Genomic DNA, 24,090 nt, shown 5'->3' with positions numbered 1-24,090 from the left:
ATCGTTCAAATTAAAATTTTATACTTGCGCCCAAATTGATGACCCTCGACTGTGGATAATAGTGACCATCTGAACTGGTTGATTCAGGATCATATATATGCTGCTTTGCTAACGTTAACAGGTTAAGTCCGTTTGCATAGAAACGCAAGTTACTCATGCCAATTACTTTACCGATTGTAGATGGCAGGGTGTACCCAAGCTCAACGTTTTTAAGCCTCACATAATTCATATTAAGCAGCCAATAGGTATTGCCGTTTGAGAAATATTGATTATTCCGGTCGACAGTACGGGGGTAAACTGTGCTTGGGTTATCAACAGTCCAGCGATGGTCGTAGCTGTACTTGGTGAAGTTACCTATTGTTCCAGACTCGGTTTGGAAGTAAAGCTGTGCGCCCGTTGCACCCTGGAATAAAACAGTTAAATCGAAGTTTTTATATTGTACCCCAAAACTTAAACCTCCCTGGAAAGTAGGCGTGCCGTTTTTATCGTTTCTCACCTGGTCATCACCGTTAATTTTACCATCGCCATTTACGTCTTTATACATCATATCTCCCGGGCGAAGGGTACTGGCACCAACCCCACTGTAGTCAATTTTATTGGCATCAATTTGAGCCTGTGTCGCAAATATGCCGGTGTATACATAATACAAGTTGCTTCCGATAGGATGGCCGGTAGACCTTTGCCATGTTGGCACTCCGCCTGGTTCATTCCATAAATCGATTTTGTTTTTAGAAAAGCTGCCGGTAACACCTACATTATATCGTACCTGCCCAATGTTATCGTGGTAATTCACCTGAAACTCCCATCCTTTATTGCTCACCTTTGCATAATTTACAGGAGGCAGCAGGTTGCTTGGTATACCAGTGGCAGGAATGGTTCCAGATTGTGTCCATAATATTTGGGTACGCTTATTTAAAAACGCCTCCAGCACAAAATCTAATTTTCCATTCAGCGTAGTACCTTCTAAGGCAATATCACTGTTATTGGCAACCTCCCATGTGAAATTCGGGTTTGGTGCCAGACCTTCAGATAGTGTTTGAGCCGGCACGCCGCCAATTATATACGAACCAATGTTATATAACGAAAGGAATGCGTATTCGGCCGGTGTAGATGTGCCGGGTAGAACAGCCTGGTCGTTACCTAACTGGCCCCATGAACCGCGAAGCTTTAAATTTTGAATGAATTTGATATTGTTCTTAAAGAAATCCTCTTCCGAAATTCTCCAACCGGCCGAGATACCAGGGAAGAAGCCAAAACGATGGGCTTCGGGGAATATATATGAACCATCTACCCGCCATAAAAACTCAGCCAGGTACTTCTCTTTATAGTTATATCCAACCCTGCCGAAGTAACTTAAACGGGCCTTTTGCCAGGCACCGCCAGAGTTACCTATCTCTGCGTTTCCACCGGCAGATAATTGATCAAGTGCAGTTGAACTATAATATTTACGGTTGGCGCCAAAGTAGCTGGAGTTTGATTTTTCTTTGGTAACACCCGCAAGTAACACAACGTTGTGGCTGCCAAAACTATGGTTATAGCTTACTATACCTTCAAGTAGGCTGCTAAACTGGTCCTCAGAACCCTGGCCAAGGTTTGCCTGCGCCGGGCCGCGTGCTACTTTTGTTAGCACCGGGGTTTTGCCATCAGCCTGATAATGTACATTGTCCCAACTGTACACAAACCACGGTGTTTGCCATGATTTTGTTTGCTGTATATATTTATCCAGGCCTACGTTTCCGGTAAATTTCAATCCTTCTACGCCTGGTACGGTGATCTCTATTTTTCCGTTAGTTTGAACGTAGTAACGTGTATCCCTATTGTAACCGGTTTGATCTGTGGTAATCAGTACCGGCTGTTGCCCGTTTTCAATATCCGGCCCTGGTAACCCATTTGGCCAGAAAGCGGGCTTGTTAGGATAACCACGCATCAACATCCTGAATATATCACTGGCACCTCCTCCATTAGGAAAAGAGCGGTTTTCCTGGCGGCCTGATACACCAAAAGAGGTGCTTATATATTTATTAATCTTGGCATCAAGATTTGTACGAAAATCGTATTGTTTGTAGCCGGTAGCTGAATTTTTATAATACCCGTCCTGGTTTTGATAGCCAATAGAGGTTAGATACTTTATATTTTCTGTACCGCCTGATAATTGTATGTTCTGGCGTGACTGTGGCGACCAGGTTTTTAAAGTTTCTTTAAACCAATCGGTATTGGGGTGTCCCCATGGGTCAGATCCATCAGCAAATTTTTTAAAGTCGGAGGGCTGAAATGAAGCTGTAGAAGTAGCGCCATTATCTGGCCTGGTGAAGCTTCCCGTAGTTTTAAACGCAGCAGAAGCAGCACCCCAGTATTGTGATGGCAGGTTGTACAAGTCAATTTCATTCGCCAAAGTGGCATACTCTGTTGAATTAGCCATTTTAGGAATGGTAGTCGGCTGAGACCATCCTTTGTTATAAGTATAGGCGATTTCGGGCTTGCCTGTTTTACCGTGCTTTGTGGTAATCAGGATAACACCGTTAGCTGCCCTGGAGCCATAAATAGCTGCAGATGCATCCTTCAAAACAGAGATACTTTCAACATCTGCCGGGTTTATACGGTCAATAGTGTTCTGACCGGCAGGCGATGGAACCCCATCAATTACTACCAGTGGGTCGCTATTACCTAATGTATTGGTACCACGAATCCGGATAGTTGAACCGTCATAACCTGGTTCGCCACCTGGATTGGTAGCAGTAACACCCGCCATGCGCCCGGCTATAGAGTTTGAAAGGTTGGTTGCGGGCGATTTTATCAGCTCGTCACCTTTAACTGAAACAACAGCGCCGGTAACAGTTACTTTCTTTTGCACACCGTAACCAACTACTACAACTTCATTCAAACCTTTGGATGAAGATTGTAGTTTGATGTTAAGCAAAGGCTTACCGTCTACAGGTACTTCTTGTGTGGTATAGCCAATATATGATACCACTAATACCGCATTCTCGGCAGCTGTAACTGTAAATTTACCGTTTATATCGGTTACAGCACCTACGTTTGTTCCTTTGATCAGTATTGATACGCCAACCAGGGTTTCACCGGTGGCTTGATCAGTAACCTTCCCGGTAACTTTAATCGGGGCATTTTCTTTGATCCCCTTTTCGTTTGTTTTTGTAAATTTTGTTTTTTCGATTTTTGCTACGCCGGCGTATGATGAACCAACAAATATTAATGCTATCAATATTTGACTCAGCGCAATTTTAAAGACCCTTAACAAGTTTACAGTCTTATGTAAATTGTATTCCATATTAGCTTATTTAAGTTAATTAACATTTAATGCACGCTATAAAAGCGGGGTAATAGGATAGGGGGGTAAATTAATTCCATAATCTATCTCCCGGGTGTGAGGTGGTGATGTTATTTGTCTTCCATATACATTATTTAGGTTTATATATTAAATTAAAAATTGGTTCTGTTTGGCAACGGTTTACTACAGGTAAATAAGGATGGCATTACTCATTGAATGTAATAAGTTATATACTATCTGCTTGTTATCTTATATAAGCTATATAGCTGGGCAAACCTTTGTAACTTTTTTGTTCCTAAAATAATATGGTCGGTAAACCTGCGTTTATCGGTGTGATATTACGATAGACCTTTATCTTAAATAAAATTAAATGTGGTTAGTACATTTATAATCGGCAGCACTAAGATGAGTATAATAAATGCCGTGTACGAGAGGTAAATTCATACAACTTGAGGGGGTAATTGGTAAAATTTGGTGAATATTTAGGTTCTCTTGATTTTTGAGAATTTAACTTTTGCTGCTTTTTACCTTCACCACACTCCTGGTAATGTTGGCGTGAAAAGGAACCCGGAATTTTTTGATGTAATCGGAAGGATTGAGGCCGAATAGTTTGCTAAACTGTTCTCTGAAATATTTAGGGTCATTTATACCAACCTTATAGGCAGCTTCGGAAACGGTACAGTCAGTATTAAGGAACATCTCCGCAGCTTTACGCAGGCGTATAAACCGTATAAACCCGTTGGCAGATTGACCCGAAATGGCCCTGATTCTTTTATAAAGGTTGGAATGACTCATTCCTACCTCATCGGCAAGGGTTTTTATGCAAAAATCACCGTCGCTTAAGTTATCTTCCACAACCTTGATACAAGCTGCTAAAAACTCTTTATAATCAGGCGGAACTTTAAGGTCATTTGATTTTAATGTGATTTCATTATAAAAATACTTTTGAAGGCTATTTTTACTTTTAAGAATCCCTTCAACACGCGCTAAAAGTAATTCGCGTTCAAATGGTTTACTAATATAATCGTCGGCTCCGCCTTCAATCCCTTTAAGTTTAATTTCGGGCGATGAACTTGCGGTTAACAACAAAACCGGTATGTGGCTTAGGGTAGCATCTTCTTTAACCTTGCTGCATAACTCAATACCGCTTAGTCCCTGCATCATTACATCACTAATAATAATATCCGGCAAAAACTGGTACACCTTGTCCAGGCCGTCGGCACCATCTGCGGCTTCAAAAATTTCGAACTTTGGCGAGAAGATCTGTTTTAAGTACTGCCTCATTTGTTCATTATCATCTACAATCAGCATAGATTTTGATTCGAAATCAAAAGGGTCGATTTTTTTATTTTTAACAGTATTTGAATCCTTGTTCAGGCCGGGGACTTCCTCATAGCTTTCAATAAGCTCGTCAAGGAAAACGGATGTTTCTATAACATCTTCAAAAATAAAATTTGGGCTTAAATGCTCTTTGCCCTTTAACAGGCAAACCTTAAATATGGTGCCGGCTCCGTCTAAACTGGTATAGCTAATGTTTCCTTTATGGCTTTCAATAAATTTTTTAACCAGGTAAAGGCCAATACCAAAACCTCCATTAAATGACGATTCATTTTGCACCTGGTAAAATTTATCAAATAATTGTTCGCCTATGTTTCCTGCTATTCCGCACCCTGTATCTTTAATTTCTATGTTTACAAAAGTTTCTGTTTGCGAAATGAAGCAATTTACCATGCCATGGTCCGGGGTAAATTTTAAGGCATTTGATATTAAATTGAATAAAACTATTTCTATCTTTTCCCTATCGGCAAAAACATCAATCGTATCCGTTTCACAAACAAAATCAAATAGTATATTTTTGCTTTTGGCCTGGTGGCTAAAGCATAAAAAAACCTCTTTGCATAGGTTTACAATATTTAACCTCACAATTTTAAGGCTGTCGGTCTCACTCTCAGCTTTTCTGAATAGTAATAACTGATCAACCAAACTTAAAAGCCTGCGTGCATTACGAAAAACAATACTTAAGTTAGTGGTTTCGTTTTCTCTTGCCCCAGGGTTAAATAGCAATTCCTTAACAGGATTTATAATTAAGGTAAGCGGTGTCCTAAACTCGTGCGAAATATTGGTGAAAAAAGATAATTTCCGTTCGTTTAACTCCTTTTCTTTTTCGGCAGATATCTGCGCTATTTTTACTTCATACTTTAACCGGGCTGCGTTGCTGCGGTAGCTTAAATAGTAATAAATAAGTGTGGTTATTATTATCAGATAGCTTAGATAAGCCCACCATGTTTGATACCACGGAGGTAGAATTTTTATTTTAAATGTTGCATAGTTTTCAAACCAGATACCATCCTGGTTGGCTGCTTTAACTTTAAATACGTAGTCGCCAGGCGGTAAATAGCGGTAGGTAACTGATTTTTGATTTTTTACGTAATTCCAGTTTTTTTCTAATCCAGCCAGTTGATAGGCAAACTCACTTTTTTCGGCATAAGCATAGTTTAATGCCACATATTTTATTGAGAAAACAGGTTGGTCTGGATTTAATGTAATTTGGGTCGACTCGTTGATACCAGCGTTTAATATACTGTCTTTTTCACCCACTTCAACGTCTTTTCCAAATAGCTGGAGCCCGGTAATCAAAACTTTAGGCTTAAATAAGTTTTGTTTAACATCTGCCGGATAAAATACATTGTAACCTTCGGTACCGCCAAATACCATGAACTTCTTAGTGCTGCAATACATTGATGAACCGGGATTAAACTGCCCGGCTTGCAGGCCTTCAGAGCTATCGTAGTTAATAATCTTGTCTGTTTGCAGGTCAATTCGCGATAATCCTCTATTGGTACTTATCCAAATGCCGCCGGCCTCATCTTTTTGTATCGCGTTTACCGTATTATCAGCTAATCCACTTTTTTCGGTATATCTTTTAAATTTTTTGTTTTTAATACTATACACAACAAGCCCATCCCCTTCAGTACCTATATAAAGATTTTTGTTTTCATCTAAATACAAAGCGTAAATAAAATGGCTGGGCAAGTACTTTTCTGCTTCGTTGTCGCTAAAATAGTTAACAAACTTGTTTTGATTTTTTATATAATATTTAAGGCCGGATGCCGAAGTACCTATAAAAAGGTTGCCATTGCCATCTTCGGCAAATGCCCGTATATAATCTGATCCAATGCCACTATTTTGTGGATTGTAATTAATAAATTTATCGCTGCCTGCGGGCAATAAGCTTAAACCTCCTCCATTGGTGCCAACCCATAAATTATTTTTTGAATCATCAATGATCGACCTTATATCGTTTAAACAGATACTTGTGGGATCGTTTGCTTTATGGGAAAAATTAGTAAAAGAATCTGTTGTTTTATTGTACCTGAATAACCCATGCGAGTATGACCCAAACCACAATGTGTTAGCATGATCTTTATACGCGCAGAGTATATTATTACTGGTTAAGGAGCCTTTTTGTCCGTCGGCTCTATAGTATTTTACAACCTCGCCACTCAATTTTTTCTTATATATCCCATCGCCATCGGTACCCATCCACAGGTACCCCTCACTATCCATACACATTCCATAATATCTTAAAAAGCTACTGCCATAATTATCTTTCAACTCACTCTGGAATTTTTGAAATTTTTCCGGAACATTGCTTAATAAATAAATTCCATCGCCATAGGTACCAACCCAGATATTTTTATCCCGATCCTGGAATAAGGTTTCGATAGTACGGGCGGTAATGCTATAATTATCTTCCGATCTTACCGGATCAATGGTTATATCTTTATAGGATGACTTTGCCGCCTTGTCGAGATTTATAGTATATAAGCCTCCATCCAACAGGCCAACGAGCAGATTTTTATGTTCGTCCTCCAAAAGCGAAAAAAAATAATTGCTTCGTAATTTATAGGTTGAACCTAAAAAAAGATGGAAGCTGCTTTCTTTTCTGTTGTAAAGTACCAGGCCCTTACTGGTTGCTATCCAAATGTTATGATTATGATCTTCATAAATGCAAGTAATGAGGCCTTGAGGAATAAGTTTAAGGGGAAACTGATTGTTCAGGTTTTTTGAAACCACTCCATTACTGGTATTAAAAACATTAAGTCCGCCGTCTCTTGTTCCTACCCATAATAGTCCATAACTATCTTCAATAACATTAGTAACAGATAAATCGCCTAATAAACCAGGTTGCTCTTTTTTAGTATAGTTTTTAAACTGACGGGTTTTGATGTTATATGACGAGAACCCCGATGCGCCACACGAGAACCACAACAGATTGTGTTTATTTTCGAAAATGCTGTTTACATTGTCTAAATAGTTTGGCGGAACACCAGGCGGGGTAAATTTAATAAAACGCTCTTTGTTTGTATCAAATTTATAAATCCCTCTTCTTGATGATATCCAAATATCTCCCTGGCTATCTTTAAATATACTTTGAACATAATTACTTGGCAGGCTATAAGGGTTATTAGGTTCAAATTTAAACACCTTGAAGTTTGTGCCGTCAAACCGGTTTAAGCCATCGCCGGTTGCAAACCAGATAAATCCTTTGTTGTCCTGCGTTATCCCGTTGATTGTACCAAATGAAAGACCATCTTTCAATGAGTATTTCATTGTTTTTTTTGTAAATAAATTTTGAGAAAAACATACGGAAAGGACAGATACTCCTACCAGGGTAAATAATAATCTTCTCATTAAGTGTTTATAACAGGTTATATAAAGGCCAAGCGTTCTGTAACAGTCACGTTACTCAAATGTACTTTATTTTAAATAAATAATATATAAATAACAATAAATTTTAACGGTCTACGTTTGCCCGCCCAATGCCTAACCAAATTATGTTGTGAACGTATTTAATGCCTGCTTTACTCTGTTGGGTATTCATTCATTGGCGCATTGTCAATAAATTATTGGTCGCATTGTATTAAAAATTTGCACATTGAAATATTTTATGTATTTATGTACATACATTATTAATTGTAATTCGGTTTGCGATTATGAATGTATAAGCAATAATTTATGCATAAATCAATTTTGAATATATGTTTATAAGGATCAATAGGAAAGGTTTGCTTTTAATGGCCACCTTGTGCTTTACATTAAACCGGGGTTTTACCCAACAGGCTGCAATCTGGCAAATAGGCAAAGCCGACGGTAACAGTTCGGGGATGGCGTTGGCTCCTGCAGCATACCAACATTTTTTAGACCATGATTTTGGATGGGAAGACCGTTTTTTCCTGGTTGGCCTATCCAAACCCGAAACTGATTGGCCATATGTATTACCCGGCCCAAATGATGGCTGGGGTGGCACAGGTGGTACTTCGGGTATCCATTCGCAGATGCTTAATATTTTGTTTGGTATAAAAACTTTGCCGGTTAATGGTGTTTATAGTTTTATTATAAACATGGTTGGTTATAATGCGGCCTCGCCGCCATTGGTAAAGGTGGTTATCAACGGCAAGTCGTTTGAAAGCAGGCTTCCAAACGGCAAAAACAATAAGGTTGTTGAAGGCGACCTTAGTGAAGCCAATCCTTATACGCTAACCATCCCCATAAAAAACGGCCTGTTGCACAAGGGCGGCAACGAAATACAAATTACCTCCATAGATGGTTCATGGCTGGTATTTGACCAGGTTAAACTGGATGGGCCAAAGGAATTGCAGCTAACAACTCCACAAAATATCTTTTTGCGTAGCGTTAAACCCGCAGCTTATGAGATTGAAGATGGGAAAAAAAGATATCAGCCGTTACTTGTTGACGCACAACACCTGAGTGGCAAGCCTAAGTTGCTGGTTAAGCTGGACGGGAAGATAATTTTTTCGGATAAACTTGATTCGGCAAGGTATGTGTTTGAAGCTCCTATGCCGGCTGTTGCAACTACAAAGAAAAGCAGCTACGAGGTTTTTTGCAATGATATTTTACTTGAAAAAGGGAATGTGCTGCGGCTGCCTAACAAACTACAAACGCCTGCAAATTATGTAGATACGCGCCTGGGCTCGGCACACTCCAGGTGGATGATTGCGCCAGGGCCGTGGATGCCTTTTGGGATGGTTAAGCTAAGCCCCGATAACCAAAACGGGGGCTGGATGGGTGGTTACGACCCCACTTTTGAAAGCATTGGTACATTTAGCCACATTCATGAATGGACAATGGCGGGCCTGGGTATGATGCCAACCAGCGGCCCGCTGCAAACCCGCATAGGCGACGAGCGTAAACGCGATGGCGGCTACCGCTCGCAGATTGATAAATCGAGCGAGGAAGCGCCTTTAGGGTATTATAAAGTAATGCTGACCGATTACCACATTAAAGCTGAGCTTACGGCAACCACCCGGTGCGGCTTTGAGCGTTACACCTACCCCAAAGTTGAAAACGCAAGGGTAATGATAGACTTGAAAATTCCGGCGGAATATGGATATAACCTGAAGGATGTTACGTTAAAAAAGGTTAGCGATACCCGGATAGAAGGATCAAGCAAGCAATTTACAAAGGATGCATGGTCGGGAGGAGTCGATCAAATCTATACAGTTTATTTTGTGATTGAGTTTGACCGCCCAATACGCAAATTTGGTACCTGGGTGAATAATAAAGTAGGGGGTGGTGATATTGTTGGCGCTATTGACCCTAAAAATGCAGGTGCTTATGTGGAGTTTGATACCCGCGAAAACCAGGTAGTGCAAACGCGTACCGGCATATCACTGGTGAGCCTTGATAACGCGGCGCAAAATTTATCGGAAGAAATTACCAAACCATATAACTGGAGTTTTGAGAAAGTACGGGAAGGCCAAAAGGAAACCTGGAATAAGCTATTGGGACGCCTGGAGATAAGCACCAACGATAGCCGCGAGAAAATGCGGTTTTATAGCAACATGTTCCGTGCCCTGGCCAGCCGCAATACCTGGAGCGATGTAAACGGGCAATGGATTGATGCCTCGAAAAGGCTGCAGCAATTGAAAGACCCTGAATCGCCGGCAATGGGTTGCGATGCGTTTTGGAACACCTTTTGGAACCTTAACCAGTTTTGGAACCTGGCAACGCCCGAATGGTCATCAAATTGGGTAAAATCCCAGCTGGCTATGTACGATGCTGATGGCTGGCTTGCAAAAGGCCCCGCCGGCATGAACTACGTTCCGGTGATGGTAGCCGAACATGAGATCCCGCTGATGGTGGGCGCCTACCAGATGGGTATCCGCGATTATGATTCAAAAAAGGTGCTTGAAGCTGTGGTGAAAATGCAAACCACGCCGGCCCAAAAAGTAGGTAAGGCAGGCTTTGCAGGAAATGAAGACCTGGAGGATTATTTAAAATACAAATATGTGCCGTATGATAAAGGCCGGTTTTCAAACACAATGGAGTATGCCTATGACGATTGGACGGTTTCGCAGCTGGCAAAGTCATTGGGCCGGAATGATATTTACGACACCTTTAAAACCAGGTCGGGCTATTGGAAAAATGCGATGGATACAACAATTGGGTATTCGCGGATGAAAAATTCAGATGGCACCTGGTATCCAAATTTTGATCCTTTCCGGTCGGGTGCTAATGAACATTATGTAGAAGGAAATGCCTGGCAGCTTACGTTTTTTGTGCCCCAGGATGTTCCTGGCCTTATACAGAAGATAGGCCAGGATAAGTTTATCGACCGCCTAAGCTGGGGCTTTAAAGAAAGCTACAAGCTGAGGTTTAATGCCCCCGGCGATCAGTATTGGGACTACCCGGTAATACAAGGCAACCAGCAAAGTATGCAGTTTGCATTCCTGTTTAATTGGGGTAAACACCCCTGGCTTACCCAAAAATGGAGCCGCTCGGTGGTCGATCGTTTTTATGGCTTTGGTGTCGCCAACGCCTACCTGGGCGATGAAGACCAGGGACAAATGAGTTCGTGGTTTATCATGAATGCATTAGGGCTTTTCCAAACAGATGGCGGCGCCAGCGCACATCCGATATATGAAATAGGAAGCCCTATTTTCCCCAGGGTAACCATCCACCTTAACGGCGCGTACGGCAGGGGGCAAAGCTTTACCATCGAGGCTAAAAATGTATCAAGGGATAACAAATATGTACAAAGCGCTACACTTAACGGTAAAGCGCTGCAATCCTTTTGGTTTCCCGCTTCTGAATTGTTAAAAGGCGGGGAGCTAAAGCTGGAAATGGGCCCCGAGCCTAATAAGGCATGGGGTATTAAGGATTTGCCTGCTACTCAGTAGGTAATTACATTTTACCGACACTTATTTGCAATTTAAACTTGCGAAGTTTTAAAACTTCGCAAGTTTTTTAGGTTGGTGGAAGATCTGTCACCCATCAATCGAAGGGTTTATATTTAAGCCCACTGCGATTTGCGTTAGGGGGAGTAGCGGATACAGGCCATGAGCCTAATGCCGGTGCTGTATGAGCGGATAACCCGGGCCGCAGGCAACGCCATGATTTATAGGAAACAATAGGTTTTTTTTGTAGAGACGAATACTTTGCATCTTCCACATGCAAATCAAACCATACAAATCCTGAATTTCTTTGATTTCTTTATGGCGGAGAAACGCAATATTTTGCATCGACCATAGGGCATTCAAAATAAAAAGGCCGATTAAAATGCAAGTTTGATTTGCACATAGGCGACATAGCCTCAGCCTTTGTAAATCGGAACTAAACGCGGGAGACGCAATTATGCGTCTCTACAAAAATGCAAAAATGGCTTACTCCGTTAGATACCTGGCATCTGAAATTAATTAGCCTTGGCGCTCATATACAACTCCAGCTTGCCGCCGTTTACAATATCTTTAAAGCTGATATGATTATCCTTTAAAGTTTTGCCGTTTAACTTTGCCGTGCGGATGTAGATGTTTTTGGCCGAATTATTATAAGCCTTAATTTCGAAGGTTTTTCCCTTGAAATAGGATGGGTTTAAATTGATTTTAATGTTGCTAAACAAGGGGCTGGTAATATCAATCCTTAAATCGGGCGATGTGCCGCCGTTCATTTCAAATAAACCCATCGAGCTTAATACAAACCAGGCACCCATCTGGCCTTCGTCTTCGTCGCCATTCCAGCCAACGTAGGGCGAGGCATCATAAAAGGTGTTCAGGATCTTCCTGGTATAATATTGGGTAAGAGATGGCTTGCCTGCATAATTAAAGAGGAAAACAGCCTGCATATTTACCTCGTTGCCCTGGTTAATATAATATTCGGCCGATTGCCCCATGGTACGGTCAAGTGCGTGCGCCGCAAATTTGTGTACCTCAGATTTTTGAAAGCCGATGGTTAGCCGCTTTAAAAATTCATCCTTATGGATATAATTGATTAAACCCGGAACATCATGCGGCACATATAACGAATATTGCCAGGAGTTGCCCTCTACAAAATGACTAACAGAAAAAAGGTCAAAATCAGGGATAAATGAGCCATCTGCCTTCCTTGGCGTAACGTAGCGGCTTGCCGGGTTAAAAACGTTTTTCCAGCTTGCAGATCGCTTTAAAAAAAAGTTATAATCATCATCCTTATGCAGCAATTTGGCCATCTGGGCTACGCACCAGTCATCGTAGGCATAATCTAATGCTTTTGAGGTGGCACCTTTTTCAACAGGTACAAAGCCAAATTTGGCATAATCAGTTATCTGCGGATTGCCCGGATTGCCACCACAGGTAGGAGTGGGTTCAACCTCCATAGTCTTTTTCATGGCGCGGTAAGCTATTTCAGCATCTTTGGTTACAATGCCTTTTAAATAAGCTGAGGTGATCAATGCCATTTCATGCGAGCCTTCCATAATGCCCGAGTATTCTATCCCCGCCGGGCCTTTGGATAGCCAGCCTGTTTTTTCGTACATTTCCAGCTGCGTATCTACCAGTTGCTGCACCATATCCGGCGATGTTAGGGTCCATAGCAGGTTTAAATTCCAAAAGGTATTCCAGTAAGCATCGCCACCTATCATTGCGGTGCGGCCGGCCGGTAGTTGTTGCACGTTTTCGCAGGCGTCGGTATATTTTCCGTTGGCATCGCTCATGATCATCTTGGCAGTGAAACAACGATAAAAATTGGTGTAAAACTTCTTCTTATCGGTTTCGCTGCCACCGTTTACCGCAATAGTCTTTAGGGTATTGTTCCAAATTGTTCTGTTATGCTTTACCAGGGCATCAAAATTCCAGTCGAAACCTTTTAATTCTGTTTTAAGATTGAGCCGGGCCTGGTCCATGTTAACAAACGAGATGCCGGTTCTTAGTATTACCTGTTCGGTTTTCGAGGTGGGGTAGGTAACATATGCGCCCAGTTCGCCCGATCCTTTGATCTCTTTATTGCTCTTAATTGCCGACTGGTTTCCATATCCCTCAAAATCATGAAAAGGTTTGCTAAACTGCATCACAAAATACAAGGTATAGTCATTAAAATTGGCCGATGCGGTTTTGGCATAACCCTGTACCTCTGAGTTGGATACTTTGGTAATAACAGCATCTTTCAGGTCATAACCATACTCTGCCGGAATGTTAAGCTGGATCATGATCCGGTTCGAACTTTCTTTGGCAAAGGTATAGCGCTGCACACCGGTACGTTCGGTTGCAGTCAGTTCCACCTTAACCTGCGGATCCATCAGGAAAACAGAATAATACCCTGGCGAGGCCTTTTCGTCCTCGTGCCTGAACCTGGAGTGGTAACCCGCCCCGGCCCCTTTAAATGGCTCATCGGCCGCGCCCGGTGATGTGGACAGATCGCCGTTGGCGGGCATGGTCAGCAGGCCCGCCATTGTCCACCCGTGTAAAAAGCTGAAGCCATGGATACTCCCTACAGCATACTCATAACCGCCCTGCCAAACCCCTCTTTGGTTATCGGGGCTAAGCTTAATCATACCGTTGGGCATTGTAGCGCCCGGGAACAGCATCCAACGCGAATTGGATGTCCCGATGAACGGATCAACGTAATCAACCGGTTGTTTTGTTTGCGCGCCGCCGCTTAAATAGGCGCATGAAATTGCCAAGAACAATGCAGCGGTTTTGCGTATCCTTATCATATTGCTTTTTTTATATATCGTTAAGAGCCTCACCTAAATCCTCTCCAAAGGAGAGGACTTAAAAAACAGGAAAATCAAGAATCCTCTCCTTCGGAGGAGCCTCAYCTAAATCCTCTCCAAGGGAGAGGACTTAAAAAATATGCAAATCAAGAACCCTCTCCTTTGGAGAGGGCAGGGTGAGGCTCAATGCCCTGCCCAAATCTCCTGTACCTCTTCAAGCGACTTACCTTTAGTTTCAGGCACCATTTTATATACTACCCAGAATGATAACAGGCAGCAAGCCGAGAAAAACCAAAAGGTAGCTGCAGGCCCAACCGATCCCAAAAACATGGGGGTAAGCTGGCCCACAATAGTATCGGCAATCCACATCACCATTATACTTAAAGCCAAAGCCCTGCCGCGTATTTTGGTAGGGAAAATTTCTGAAGCGATAACAAATTTAAGCGGCCCGATAGAGAATGCGAAACAAGCCAGGAATAGTATAATGCTGATGACTAAAGAGATGCTGCTGGTTGCTCCTGAATAAAAACAAATGCCGGTAAATGCCAGGCACACTGTTGCACCCAACGAGCCTGCAATGTATAATGGCCGGCGTCCCATTTTATCTACCTTCCAGATGGCTATAATGGTAAACAGGAAGTTGGCTATGCCAAAAATGATTTGCCCAAGTAGCGCATTGGTAATGTTAATGCCTGCATCGCTTAAAATACGCGGCCCATAATATATTACCGCGTTAATACCGCTGAACTGGGAAAACAGGGGCAGCAGCAGGCCGATAAGCAATGGCTTGCGCATGGCCGGCGAAAACACTTCTTTATATGATCCCGTCTCCTGGCTTTTGGTGTTTTGAATGAGTACGGCATCTTTTTGAGCCGAAGCCATATTGGTTATTTTTGCCAAAATAGCTATCCCTTCATCATTTTTACCTTGTTGGATAAGCCAGCGCGGGCTTTCGGGTACAAAGCATAAGCCTGTAAAAAATAGCAGGGCAGGCACTGTACCTAAACCCAACATGCCGCGCCAAACTTCCTTAACCAGTACCAGGTTTAAAATATCGCCCAACCCGCTGCCTTTATAATTTAGCGAAAAACTTAGTAAGCCAGAGTTGGTTAAATAGGCCACCAGTATCCCCGCGGTAATAGCCAGCTGGTAAAAGGTAACCAGGCGGCCCCTTACGTTTGCGGGGGCAATTTCTGAGATATACAAAGGCGCTACAATTGATGCCACCCCAACGCCCATACCACCAAGCATGCGTGCCAGTATGAGTAAGGTAAAGCCAGATGATAACGCCGAACCAATGGCCGAAAGCAGGAATAATATGGCCGCTAACATCAGCATCTTTTTACGGCCTATCCGGTCGCTTAAATCGCCCGAAAAGGATACGCCGATAATACAGCCAACTAATGCCGATGATACAAACCAGCCTTCTGTTGCAGTTGATAACGAGAACTGGCTTTTTACAAAAGGCAGCACGCCCGAAATTACGGCCATATCGAAACCGAAAAGTAAACCGCCCAATGTTGCTACCAAAGTAATGGCCACCAAAAATAGGGTAGACCTGCTTTGTACCGACTTTGAATTTTCCTGGCTCATGAAATGGTAATTTAGGTAATGGTTTATTTTTATTTTAGGTTTTTATTAACAGCATTCATCCTTAACAAAGGCTTTCACCACTTTTGCCCTGCTTTTGCCGGTATTGGTCATGGTGTAGCTTAACGCATTGGCCGGTACAATAAATGTTTCGGCATAATGGATAACTTGCGTTAATCCATTGGTGGTAACTTTTATGCTTTCACCTTCTACCAGGCTTAATACATGACACTGGTTATTGGTGTCTTCTTCAACAACAGTATCAAATTCAAAACGGTCGATGGCGTAAAAATGCGCCGGATGTGTGGTAAGGTTAATTACCTGCCAATCTTTACCCTGTTTGGCTACCGTTTGTTTTGATATTAATGTATCGGTAACCACATCGCCTTTTCTGTCGAAGTTCAGATTTTCAAATGCCCGGTCTATATTCAATGTGCGTGGGTTTCCATTCAGATCCGGGCGAAGCCAATCGTACATTTTAAAGGTGAAAATATAGGGCGTGGCACTTATTTCAAGCACCATATTGTTTTTGCCCGAGCAGTGCACCGTACCATTTGGAATCAAAAACAGGTCATGCTTTTTTGCCGGGAATGTTTGCACATAGTCCTTTATTTCAACAGGTTGGTTGTTTTGAAAACTATCTTCCAGCACAGCTTTAAATTCCTGTCTGTCAATATTATCCTGGAAACCCAGGTATACCTCGGCACCCGGTTCGGCATCAAGGATGTAATAGGTTTCGTCCTGCGTAAAATCTTCGCCAAAATTGGCCTTGGTATAAGCTACCGTAGGATGGCATTGCAGCGAAAGGTTGCCGCCATCAAAAGTATCCAGGAAATCAAACCTGATGGGGAAGGCATCACCAAACCTGGCTGCCGCTTTACCTAAAATAGCCTGGTTGTTGTATAAAAACAGGGTATCTAATGATACCTCCAGCATATGGTCACCGTATTGCAGTATAATACCATTTTCGGGTGCTATCAACTCAAACGACCATGCATAGTTTACCACGTCGTCGTTTAATCCATTAATGTTATCTTTTATCCAGCGGCCTCCCCATACGCCAGGCTCAAACCACGGCCTGGCCCTGAACATATGGCCAGATAGCTGTTTTAACGCGTTCCTGAGGGTATCGCCGGTTGCCCAGCTGATATCATCAATTCTTTGCTCGTCAACAATGATATCAACAGCAGGCAGTAATTGCTTTTTATGTTTATTAAGTACCGGCCAGTCAACAAAATAGAACCGTTTGTACTGTATTTTAGGGTCTGCTGGCTGATGATCGCCAAGGTTACAGATCTTGTTTGCCCTCGACCTGAATTGGATTTCGTTTTTAGGAACATCCAGGTAAATAAGGGGGGCCTGCCAGCCGCTAAGTGCCGCGCCGCAGCCGTAAATAATATTCAGGCAGTTGCCTGCCGGCTTTAATTCGCCCAACACGTCGCTGTCAAAAAAGTCTGCCAGGGTGCCTTCGTAAATCTTCCCAAACAAAGGGTCGTCGCCGCCCATAAATGGTGCTATTGTGGCATGTATAACCAATTCGGGTTTTAAGGCTTCATTAATGTTTATCCAGTTTACGCTTGCTCCCTTATTAACAAGCTCGGCATTAAGGTGTTGTACAAAAATATCCCAGTACACGCCCGAGTATCCATCAATAATGATGTTTTGTTGCTGCGTTATAATCCAGCTTGCCAGCTTCCCAAATCCGTTAAAAATGGGCCCGTCAATTTTAAATGTGGGGTAGATATCGTATTCAGATTTTTGCGCCGATTGCTTCTCAGCCGGAATGAGGAACTGGCTGGTCGACCTCAGTTCTTGAATATCTGGTTTGACGTCATTTTTTAAAACGGGACCTCTGTTCATACAATCGTTATATGTTATAATGTGCAAACATATTAGATTTCATGTAAATTCCAAACAAGTAATCAATATTTAGTTTCGGCCTAACTTGTTCTTCGGCTTTCTACTGTATACTCAAAACTTTCGGCTTTGTAGTAACCCAGGTTATACTCCATTGGCCGGTCGCCCTGGTCAAATACAAAACGCTTTCTGAAAAGTACGGGGCTGCCAATATCTATCTCCAGTTTGCCGGCAATAAATTTATCGGCTGCCTTGGCGCTAATTTCTTCTTTTGATAGATCGGCAACTACAGAGTGTTCATTTTCAAGCATTTCGTATAGCGGTTTTTTAAAATCCTCATCGCCGGTAAGGCCAATCCTGGGGTGAAAATAGGATACAAAATAAACAAAAGCTTCGTCTGCATTTCCTCTTAAGCGCTCCAGTTTCAATATCTTTTTTTCGGTTTTTATGTCAAAAAAGTTGGCTATATAATCGTCGGGGTACACCCAACTCACATGCAGTTCGTAATTTTTAATAATAATGCCACGTGCCTGCATTTCCTGGGTAAAACTCAGCCAGTTCATGGCTTTTGAGCTCATTTTGGGCTGAGCCACTTTTGTTCCCAGCTTTTTCTTCCTGATCAGGAGTTCTTCATAAACCAGTTTATTGATAGCCTGGCGCAGGGTGGTCCTCGAGATGGCGAGTTTTTTTGCCAGGTCCACTTCGTTGGGTAAAAGCTTACCTGCCTGGTATTCAGGGTCTTTTATCAGTTCTCTTAGCAGGTTCTCGGCCTGTATATGAAGCGGAACGCTGCTTTTATGATCTATTGAAAATTTCATGTTGGTATTTATCCAGGTTTTATGAACAGTATGGTGCAAATTAAATAATTTGTTAATTAACGGCCACTGTTTTATTAATATGTTTATCCCTTATGTGTTAAACGAAGCATTCTGCTCTTTTTAAAGGAATTGTCTGAAACTTAAAGATAGCTTTATATTTTCCTTAAATAAAACGCATAATAAATTTGGATTAAATTTTAATGTTTTTATGTTTGTACATATTTGTTGTCTGTGCCAGATGACAGCGTTATTATATCCTATAATTGCTTTCATTTATAAAATAAACTCTGCATGAAAATACTTTTGCCTTTTTTTATTACGCTTTCTACGGTTACCGGCTTATCTGCCAACGCTCAAACAACAGGTAAGGCGGCGCTTGCCAAAGCTATCGTGGCCGATGAACGGTTAGATACTATCCAGGCGAGGGCTTTAAAATTACTTTCGGGCTTTTCTGCAGGCACATCCTACAACGAGGTTTGGATCCGCGATTTTAATACTTTTATTAAGGGATCGCTCCAGGTACATCCTAAGGATGAGGTTAAAACAAAGATACTATTATTTTTTAAGATCCAGGGCGATGATGGTAACATAGTTGATGGCGTGGTAGATAGCGCCAAAGCAAACGTGGGCTACAAATACCGCTACTCGCCATTGTTGCGTGGCTGGGCGGCCCATAAAAATACGGTGGAGACCGACCAGGAATCGTCCCTGGTGCAGGCTGTAAAGAAATATATTGATGTTACCGGCGATAAAACCATTTTAAATGAAGTGATAGGCGGCAAAACAGTATTGCAGCGTATGGAGGATGCTTTTATATACCTGCAAAAAGACCGCTGGTCGGCAAAGTATGGCCTGGTAACCGGGGCTACCACCATTGATTGGGGCGATGTGCAGGCCGATGGCGGCTGGGGTGTGGCTATAAACGATAAAACCAAATGGGCCATTGATATATATGATAATGCCATGTTTGTAATAGCCCTGCACAATTTTGTGGCCATGCAGCCTAAAGGATACAAAGCCAAACAAAACTGGGCGCTGGTAGCGGCTAATGTTACCAAAAACGTGCGAAAATACCTGTGGGATAGCCGTGAGCAAAAATATATCCCGCACCTGTACCTTAATGGCAGCCCCTTTGCGCCCGATTTTAATGAAAAAGAGATATTGTATTTAGGCGGATCGATATGCGCTATACAGGCTGGTTTTAATACCCCGGCCGAGGTTAAAGAGATAAACCGCCAGATGGTGGCTGCGGCAGCTAAAGAAAAACATGCAACTATTGGCATTACCGTTTACCCGCCATACCCAACAGAGCGCTTCCCGAATATGCACTCCTACGATTATCAGAATGGCGGCGACTGGACATGGTTTGGTGGCCGCATGATAGCCCCCTTACTGTCATACGGTTACGCCAAAGATGCTTATGCCGAGCTATCGCCAATGCTGGATAGGGTTATTGCCAACAAAGGTTTTTTTGAGTGGTACGATGTACGAAGCGGCGCCCCAAAAGGCTCGGGCGATTTCAGGGGCGAGGCAGGCGTGCTTTACGATGCCATTACCGTTTTAAAACAATGGGCTGCCAGGAATAAATAAGAAGCTGATTACCGATATCGAATATCCGTCGTTGCGGGTACCATCAGGTAAAACCTGAAAAGAATCGTTATGACATGCAACGGATATAGTTAAACGAATGCACTAAACTATCGTCATTGCGAGGTACGAAGCAATCCCGAACTATGTGGGACTTAGCATGTAGGGGAGTGCTTCGTGCCTCGCAATGAAGGATATTTGATATTGATTGTCAATAATTACAAGTGCCTTATAATGACGGTACTTTAGTACAATGATTTAACTGTATTTAGTTGCACGTTATCTCCATTGTTAGGTTTTATCTGATGGATACTTACAATGATGCGTGGATATGTGCTTCATTAGAATTATAAAAACATGATTGACAGGCCACAAAGCGGCCTGTTTGCGTTATGCCTTTTTGTGCCCCACCAACTGTGAAAACCCATAACTTATGCGATACTTTTATGTCATTAATTCGAACTTTTCATTTAAAAAAGTTATACAAATACACACAAATGCTATAAAAATTACAACAAACTGTTTTACGCATTTTTAATGACTGTTTCTCCACTTCATCCACTCATTTTGAAGGTATCTTTTTAAAATATTTTATAATGTATTAACATTTAATAAATATGTTCGAATGTTTGCTATTATAATTGGTAACGTGACTTCCTAAATCCTTAAATCACAAGATAAAGTGGCGTTTTAGCTGCTGATTTACAACTTATTTAATTTTTATTGCAAAAAATTTTGTTTTTGTTATTTTAATATGTAATTATGTACATACAAATACCAAATTATATAGTCAACCTTTACACAAACCCATCATGAATGAAAGAATTTTTACCTATTTGAAGGTGAAGTACCTTTGTTGCTTACTGTTTTTATTGATCCTGGGGAAGGTATCCCTGGCGCAAACGGCATTTACCGTGAGCGGCAAGGTAACCGACAACAAAGGGCTGGTAATGCCCGGCGTAAGTGTTGCCGTGAAACATACCAAAAGCGGTACCATTACCGCAGTTAGCGGCGATTATACCATTAAGGTGCCCAACGCCACCGATACCCTTGTGTTTTCGTTTTTGGGCTATGCCAAACAGGAGGTAGCCGTAAACCAGCGGCATACTATTAATGTGGTTTTGCTTGACGATAAAAACGACCTGAACGAGGTGGTGGTAGTAGCCTACGGTACCCAGAAAAAGGAAAGTATGGTTAGTTCTATCACTACCATTAACCCTAAAGAGTTAAAGGGGCCAACCAGCAACTTAACTACTATGCTTGCCGGCCGTATTGCCGGTTTAATATCGTACCAGCGCAGTGGCGAACCGGGGGCCGATAACGCTTCATTCTTTATCAGGGGGATAACCTCCTTTGGCTCGGGTAAAATCGATCCGCTGATATTGATTGATGGTATGGAATCAACCTCCAACGCGCTGGCCCGCCTTCAGCCCGATGATATTGCCGGGTTTTCTATCCTGAAGGATGCAGCTGCTTCATCATTATACGGTGCCCGTGGTGCCAATGGCGTTATACTGGTTACCACCAAATCGGGCAAAGTGGGCGATACCAAAATGAATGTCCGGTTTGAAAATTCAACCTCGTCAAACACGCAGAATTTTTCCCTGGCCGATAATATCACTTATATGAGATTATCAAACGAAGCGGCCCTTACCCGCAACCCGCTTTCGCCGTTGCCCTATACCCAAAACAAAATTGACCATACCATGGCCGGGGATAATCCGCTGCTGTACCCGAGTAACGACTGGATTGGGTCGTTAATTAAAAACTACACCAATAACCAAAGGCTTAATTTAAACATCAGCGGCGGTGTTAACCGGGCGCAATATTATATATCAGCATCGGCCAATAAGGATAATGGCGTGTTAAAGGCGCAAAGCGGCAACAATTTCAACAACAACGTAAGCCTTAAAAGCTATGAGATCCGGTCGAACGTAAACGTAAAACTTACCTCAACTACCGAGGCTATCGTACGCACATCAGGCGATTTTGACGATTATAACGGCCCCATAGGCGGTGGCGGCGTAGTTTTTGGCAGCGCGTTAAATGCCAACCCGGTGTTGTTCCCGGCCACTTTCCCGGCATCTGATTTGCCTTTGGTTAAGCACCCTTTATTTGGCAACGCGCCAAGGGGTTCAAACGGCGATGTTTATGATAACCCTTTTGCCGATATGGTATCGGGATTTCAGCAGTACAGCACATCAACCCTGAATGTACAGCTGGAAATTAAACAGGACCTGAAATTTATCACCGAAGGCCTGTCGGCAAGAGCCATGGCTTATACCCAGCGCTATGCTTACTTTAACCTGAGCAGGCAGTATACGCCGTTTTATTATGCGGCCAGCCCTTCGGCTACCGATCCTAAAGGTTATACCTTATCGTTATTAAACGAAAAATCGGCTACCGAATACCTTAACTACAACCAGGGCAATAAAATAGTAAACAGCACCAACTATGCCGAGGTTGCCTTAAACTATAACCGCACTTTTAACAAATTACATAATATAAGCGGCCTGATCATTGGTATTCAGCGTAACTATGTTACCGGTAATGCCGGCGATTTGCAATCGTCGCTCCCTTTTCGTAACCAGGGCGTTAGCGGCAGGCTCACCTATGGGTATGATAACCGTTACCTGTTTGAAACCAACTTTGGCTACAACGGATCGGAGCGTTTTGCACGCAACAACCGTTTTGGTTTTTTCCCATCGGTAGGCGTTGCCTGGAATGTTAATAACGAAAAGTTTTTTGAGCCTGTATCACATACTATCACCAAGTTAAAATTCCGCGCCACCTACGGTTTGGTGGGTAACGACCAGATTGGTAACGCCAACGACAGGTTTTTTTACCTATCCAACGTAAACCTTAACGACGGTACTTTCGGATCATACTTTGGCGAAAACTATGCCTACAACCGCCCGGGTGTTTCTATCTCCAGGTACGCCAATGACGGTATCACCTGGGAAAAATCAAAGAAAATCAATATAGGGATGGATTTGGGTTTGTTTGATGCCCTTAACATAACCATAGATGCCTATCATGAGCGCCGCAGCAATATTTTAATGCAGCGGGCCTACATACCCACAACCATGGGCCTTACCGCCCCTGTGAGCGCCAACGTAGGCGTGGCCGAAGGCAAGGGTGTTGATGTGGCTATGGACTATAATAAAAACTTTGGCAGCGCCTGGCTGCAAATGCGCGGCACATTTACTTATGCAGCCAGTAAGCTACTGGTAAATGAAGAGCCTGCGTACCCGGCAAATGAACAATACCTGTCGCGCGTGGGGCAATCATTGGGCGAGGTATACGGCCTTGTTGCCGAACGTTTGTTTGTTGATGACGAAGATGTAAAAAACTCGCCCAAGCAAAACTTCGGCGAGGTTAGGGGAGGCGATATCAAATACCGCGATTTAAACGGCGATGGCCAAATTACCGCCCTTGATATGATTAACGGCCTTGGTTACCCAACCACGCCCGAAATTATTTATGGCTTCGGCTTCTCATTCGGCTATAAAAACTTTGATATCAGTACATTTTTCCAGGGATCGGCCCGGTCGTCATTTTTTATCGATCCTACGGCTATTTCGCCCTTTGTGGCCAATGGCGCTTACCAGCATGGTTTGCTTAACGTAGTTGCCAACGATCACTGGTCTGAAGACAACCGGAACTTATATGCCTTTTGGCCAAGGCTTGGTTTAACACAAAATACCAATAACAACCAGCAATCCAACTGGTGGATGCGTAACGGGGCCTTCCTGCGCATGAAAACTGCCGAATTAGGGTATAGTATTAAAGATAAAACCTTAAAAAGGTTCCATATATCGGGCTTAAGGATTTATGCCAATGGTACCAACCTGTTCCTCATCAGCAGCTTTAAGCTTTGGGATCCTGAGCAAGGGAGTAACGGGCTTGGGTACCCGGTTCAAAAAGTGTTTAACGTGGGGATAAATGTTCAACTGTAAATC

The 24,090-nt window shown here is 42.6% G+C and carries 9 protein-coding genes; 3 read left to right on the top strand and 6 right to left on the bottom strand.

Annotation, left to right across the window (positions count from 1 at the left end; all coding sequences use genetic code 11):
• Positions 1-10: 10 nt before the first annotated feature.
• Both AC1DV1_RS17090 and AC1DV1_RS17085 read right to left on the bottom strand, forming a co-directional pair.
• The gene (locus AC1DV1_RS17090) at positions 11-3,286 is read right to left on the bottom strand and encodes a SusC/RagA family TonB-linked outer membrane protein (protein ID WP_477361328.1); all 3,276 of its coding nucleotides are present in this window, start codon (positions 3,284-3,286) and stop codon (positions 11-13) included.
• A 507-nt stretch (positions 3,287-3,793) separates the two neighbouring features.
• Entirely contained in the window at positions 3,794-7,900 is a 4,107-nt protein-coding gene (locus AC1DV1_RS17085) for a hybrid sensor histidine kinase/response regulator transcription factor (RefSeq protein ID WP_477361326.1), read from the bottom strand.
• Between the two features lie 428 nt (positions 7,901-8,328).
• Between AC1DV1_RS17085 and AC1DV1_RS17080 the strand changes: the two genes are divergently transcribed.
• Positions 8,329-11,490 carry a GH92 family glycosyl hydrolase gene (locus AC1DV1_RS17080; RefSeq protein ID WP_477361324.1) on the top strand — a complete coding sequence of 1,054 codons (3,162 nt, stop codon included), beginning with the start codon at positions 8,329-8,331 and terminating at the stop codon, positions 11,488-11,490.
• A 512-nt stretch (positions 11,491-12,002) separates the two neighbouring features.
• Here AC1DV1_RS17080 and AC1DV1_RS17075 read toward each other — a convergent pair.
• The 4 genes from AC1DV1_RS17075 to AC1DV1_RS17060 all read right to left on the bottom strand — a co-directional run bounded on the left by AC1DV1_RS17075 (position 12,003) and on the right by AC1DV1_RS17060 (position 18,541).
• Positions 12,003-14,276 carry a GH92 family glycosyl hydrolase gene (locus AC1DV1_RS17075; protein WP_477361322.1) on the bottom strand — a complete coding sequence of 758 codons (2,274 nt, stop codon included), beginning with the start codon at positions 14,274-14,276 and terminating at the stop codon, positions 12,003-12,005.
• A 183-nt stretch (positions 14,277-14,459) separates the two neighbouring features.
• The gene (locus AC1DV1_RS17070; protein ID WP_477361320.1) at positions 14,460-15,869 is read right to left on the bottom strand and encodes a sugar porter family MFS transporter; all 1,410 of its coding nucleotides are present in this window, start codon (positions 15,867-15,869) and stop codon (positions 14,460-14,462) included.
• Between the two features lie 45 nt (positions 15,870-15,914).
• Positions 15,915-17,726, bottom strand: coding sequence for a class I mannose-6-phosphate isomerase (locus AC1DV1_RS17065; RefSeq protein WP_477361318.1), 1,812 nt, complete (start codon positions 17,724-17,726; stop codon positions 15,915-15,917).
• Positions 17,727-17,806: 80 nt separating this feature from the next.
• Positions 17,807-18,541 (bottom strand): GntR family transcriptional regulator, encoded by a 735-nt coding sequence (locus AC1DV1_RS17060; protein ID WP_147052273.1) that lies wholly within the window; start codon positions 18,539-18,541, stop codon positions 17,807-17,809.
• 291 nt (positions 18,542-18,832) lie between these two features.
• Here AC1DV1_RS17060 and AC1DV1_RS17055 point away from each other — a divergent pair, with 291 nt between their 5' ends.
• Together AC1DV1_RS17055 and AC1DV1_RS17050 are read left to right on the top strand one after the other, a co-directional pair.
• Positions 18,833-20,131, top strand: coding sequence for a glucosidase family protein (locus AC1DV1_RS17055; RefSeq protein ID WP_477361316.1), 1,299 nt, complete (start codon positions 18,833-18,835; stop codon positions 20,129-20,131).
• 809 nt (positions 20,132-20,940) lie between these two features.
• On the top strand, positions 20,941-24,087 hold the full coding sequence (locus AC1DV1_RS17050; RefSeq protein ID WP_477361314.1) for a SusC/RagA family TonB-linked outer membrane protein: 3,147 nt from the start codon (positions 20,941-20,943) through the stop codon (positions 24,085-24,087).
• The last annotated feature ends 3 nt before the right edge of the window (positions 24,088-24,090 follow it).

It is taken from the genome of Mucilaginibacter sp. P4_D1, assembly GCF_056401935.1.
This window is presented reverse-complemented; position numbering and strand designations above follow the sequence as displayed.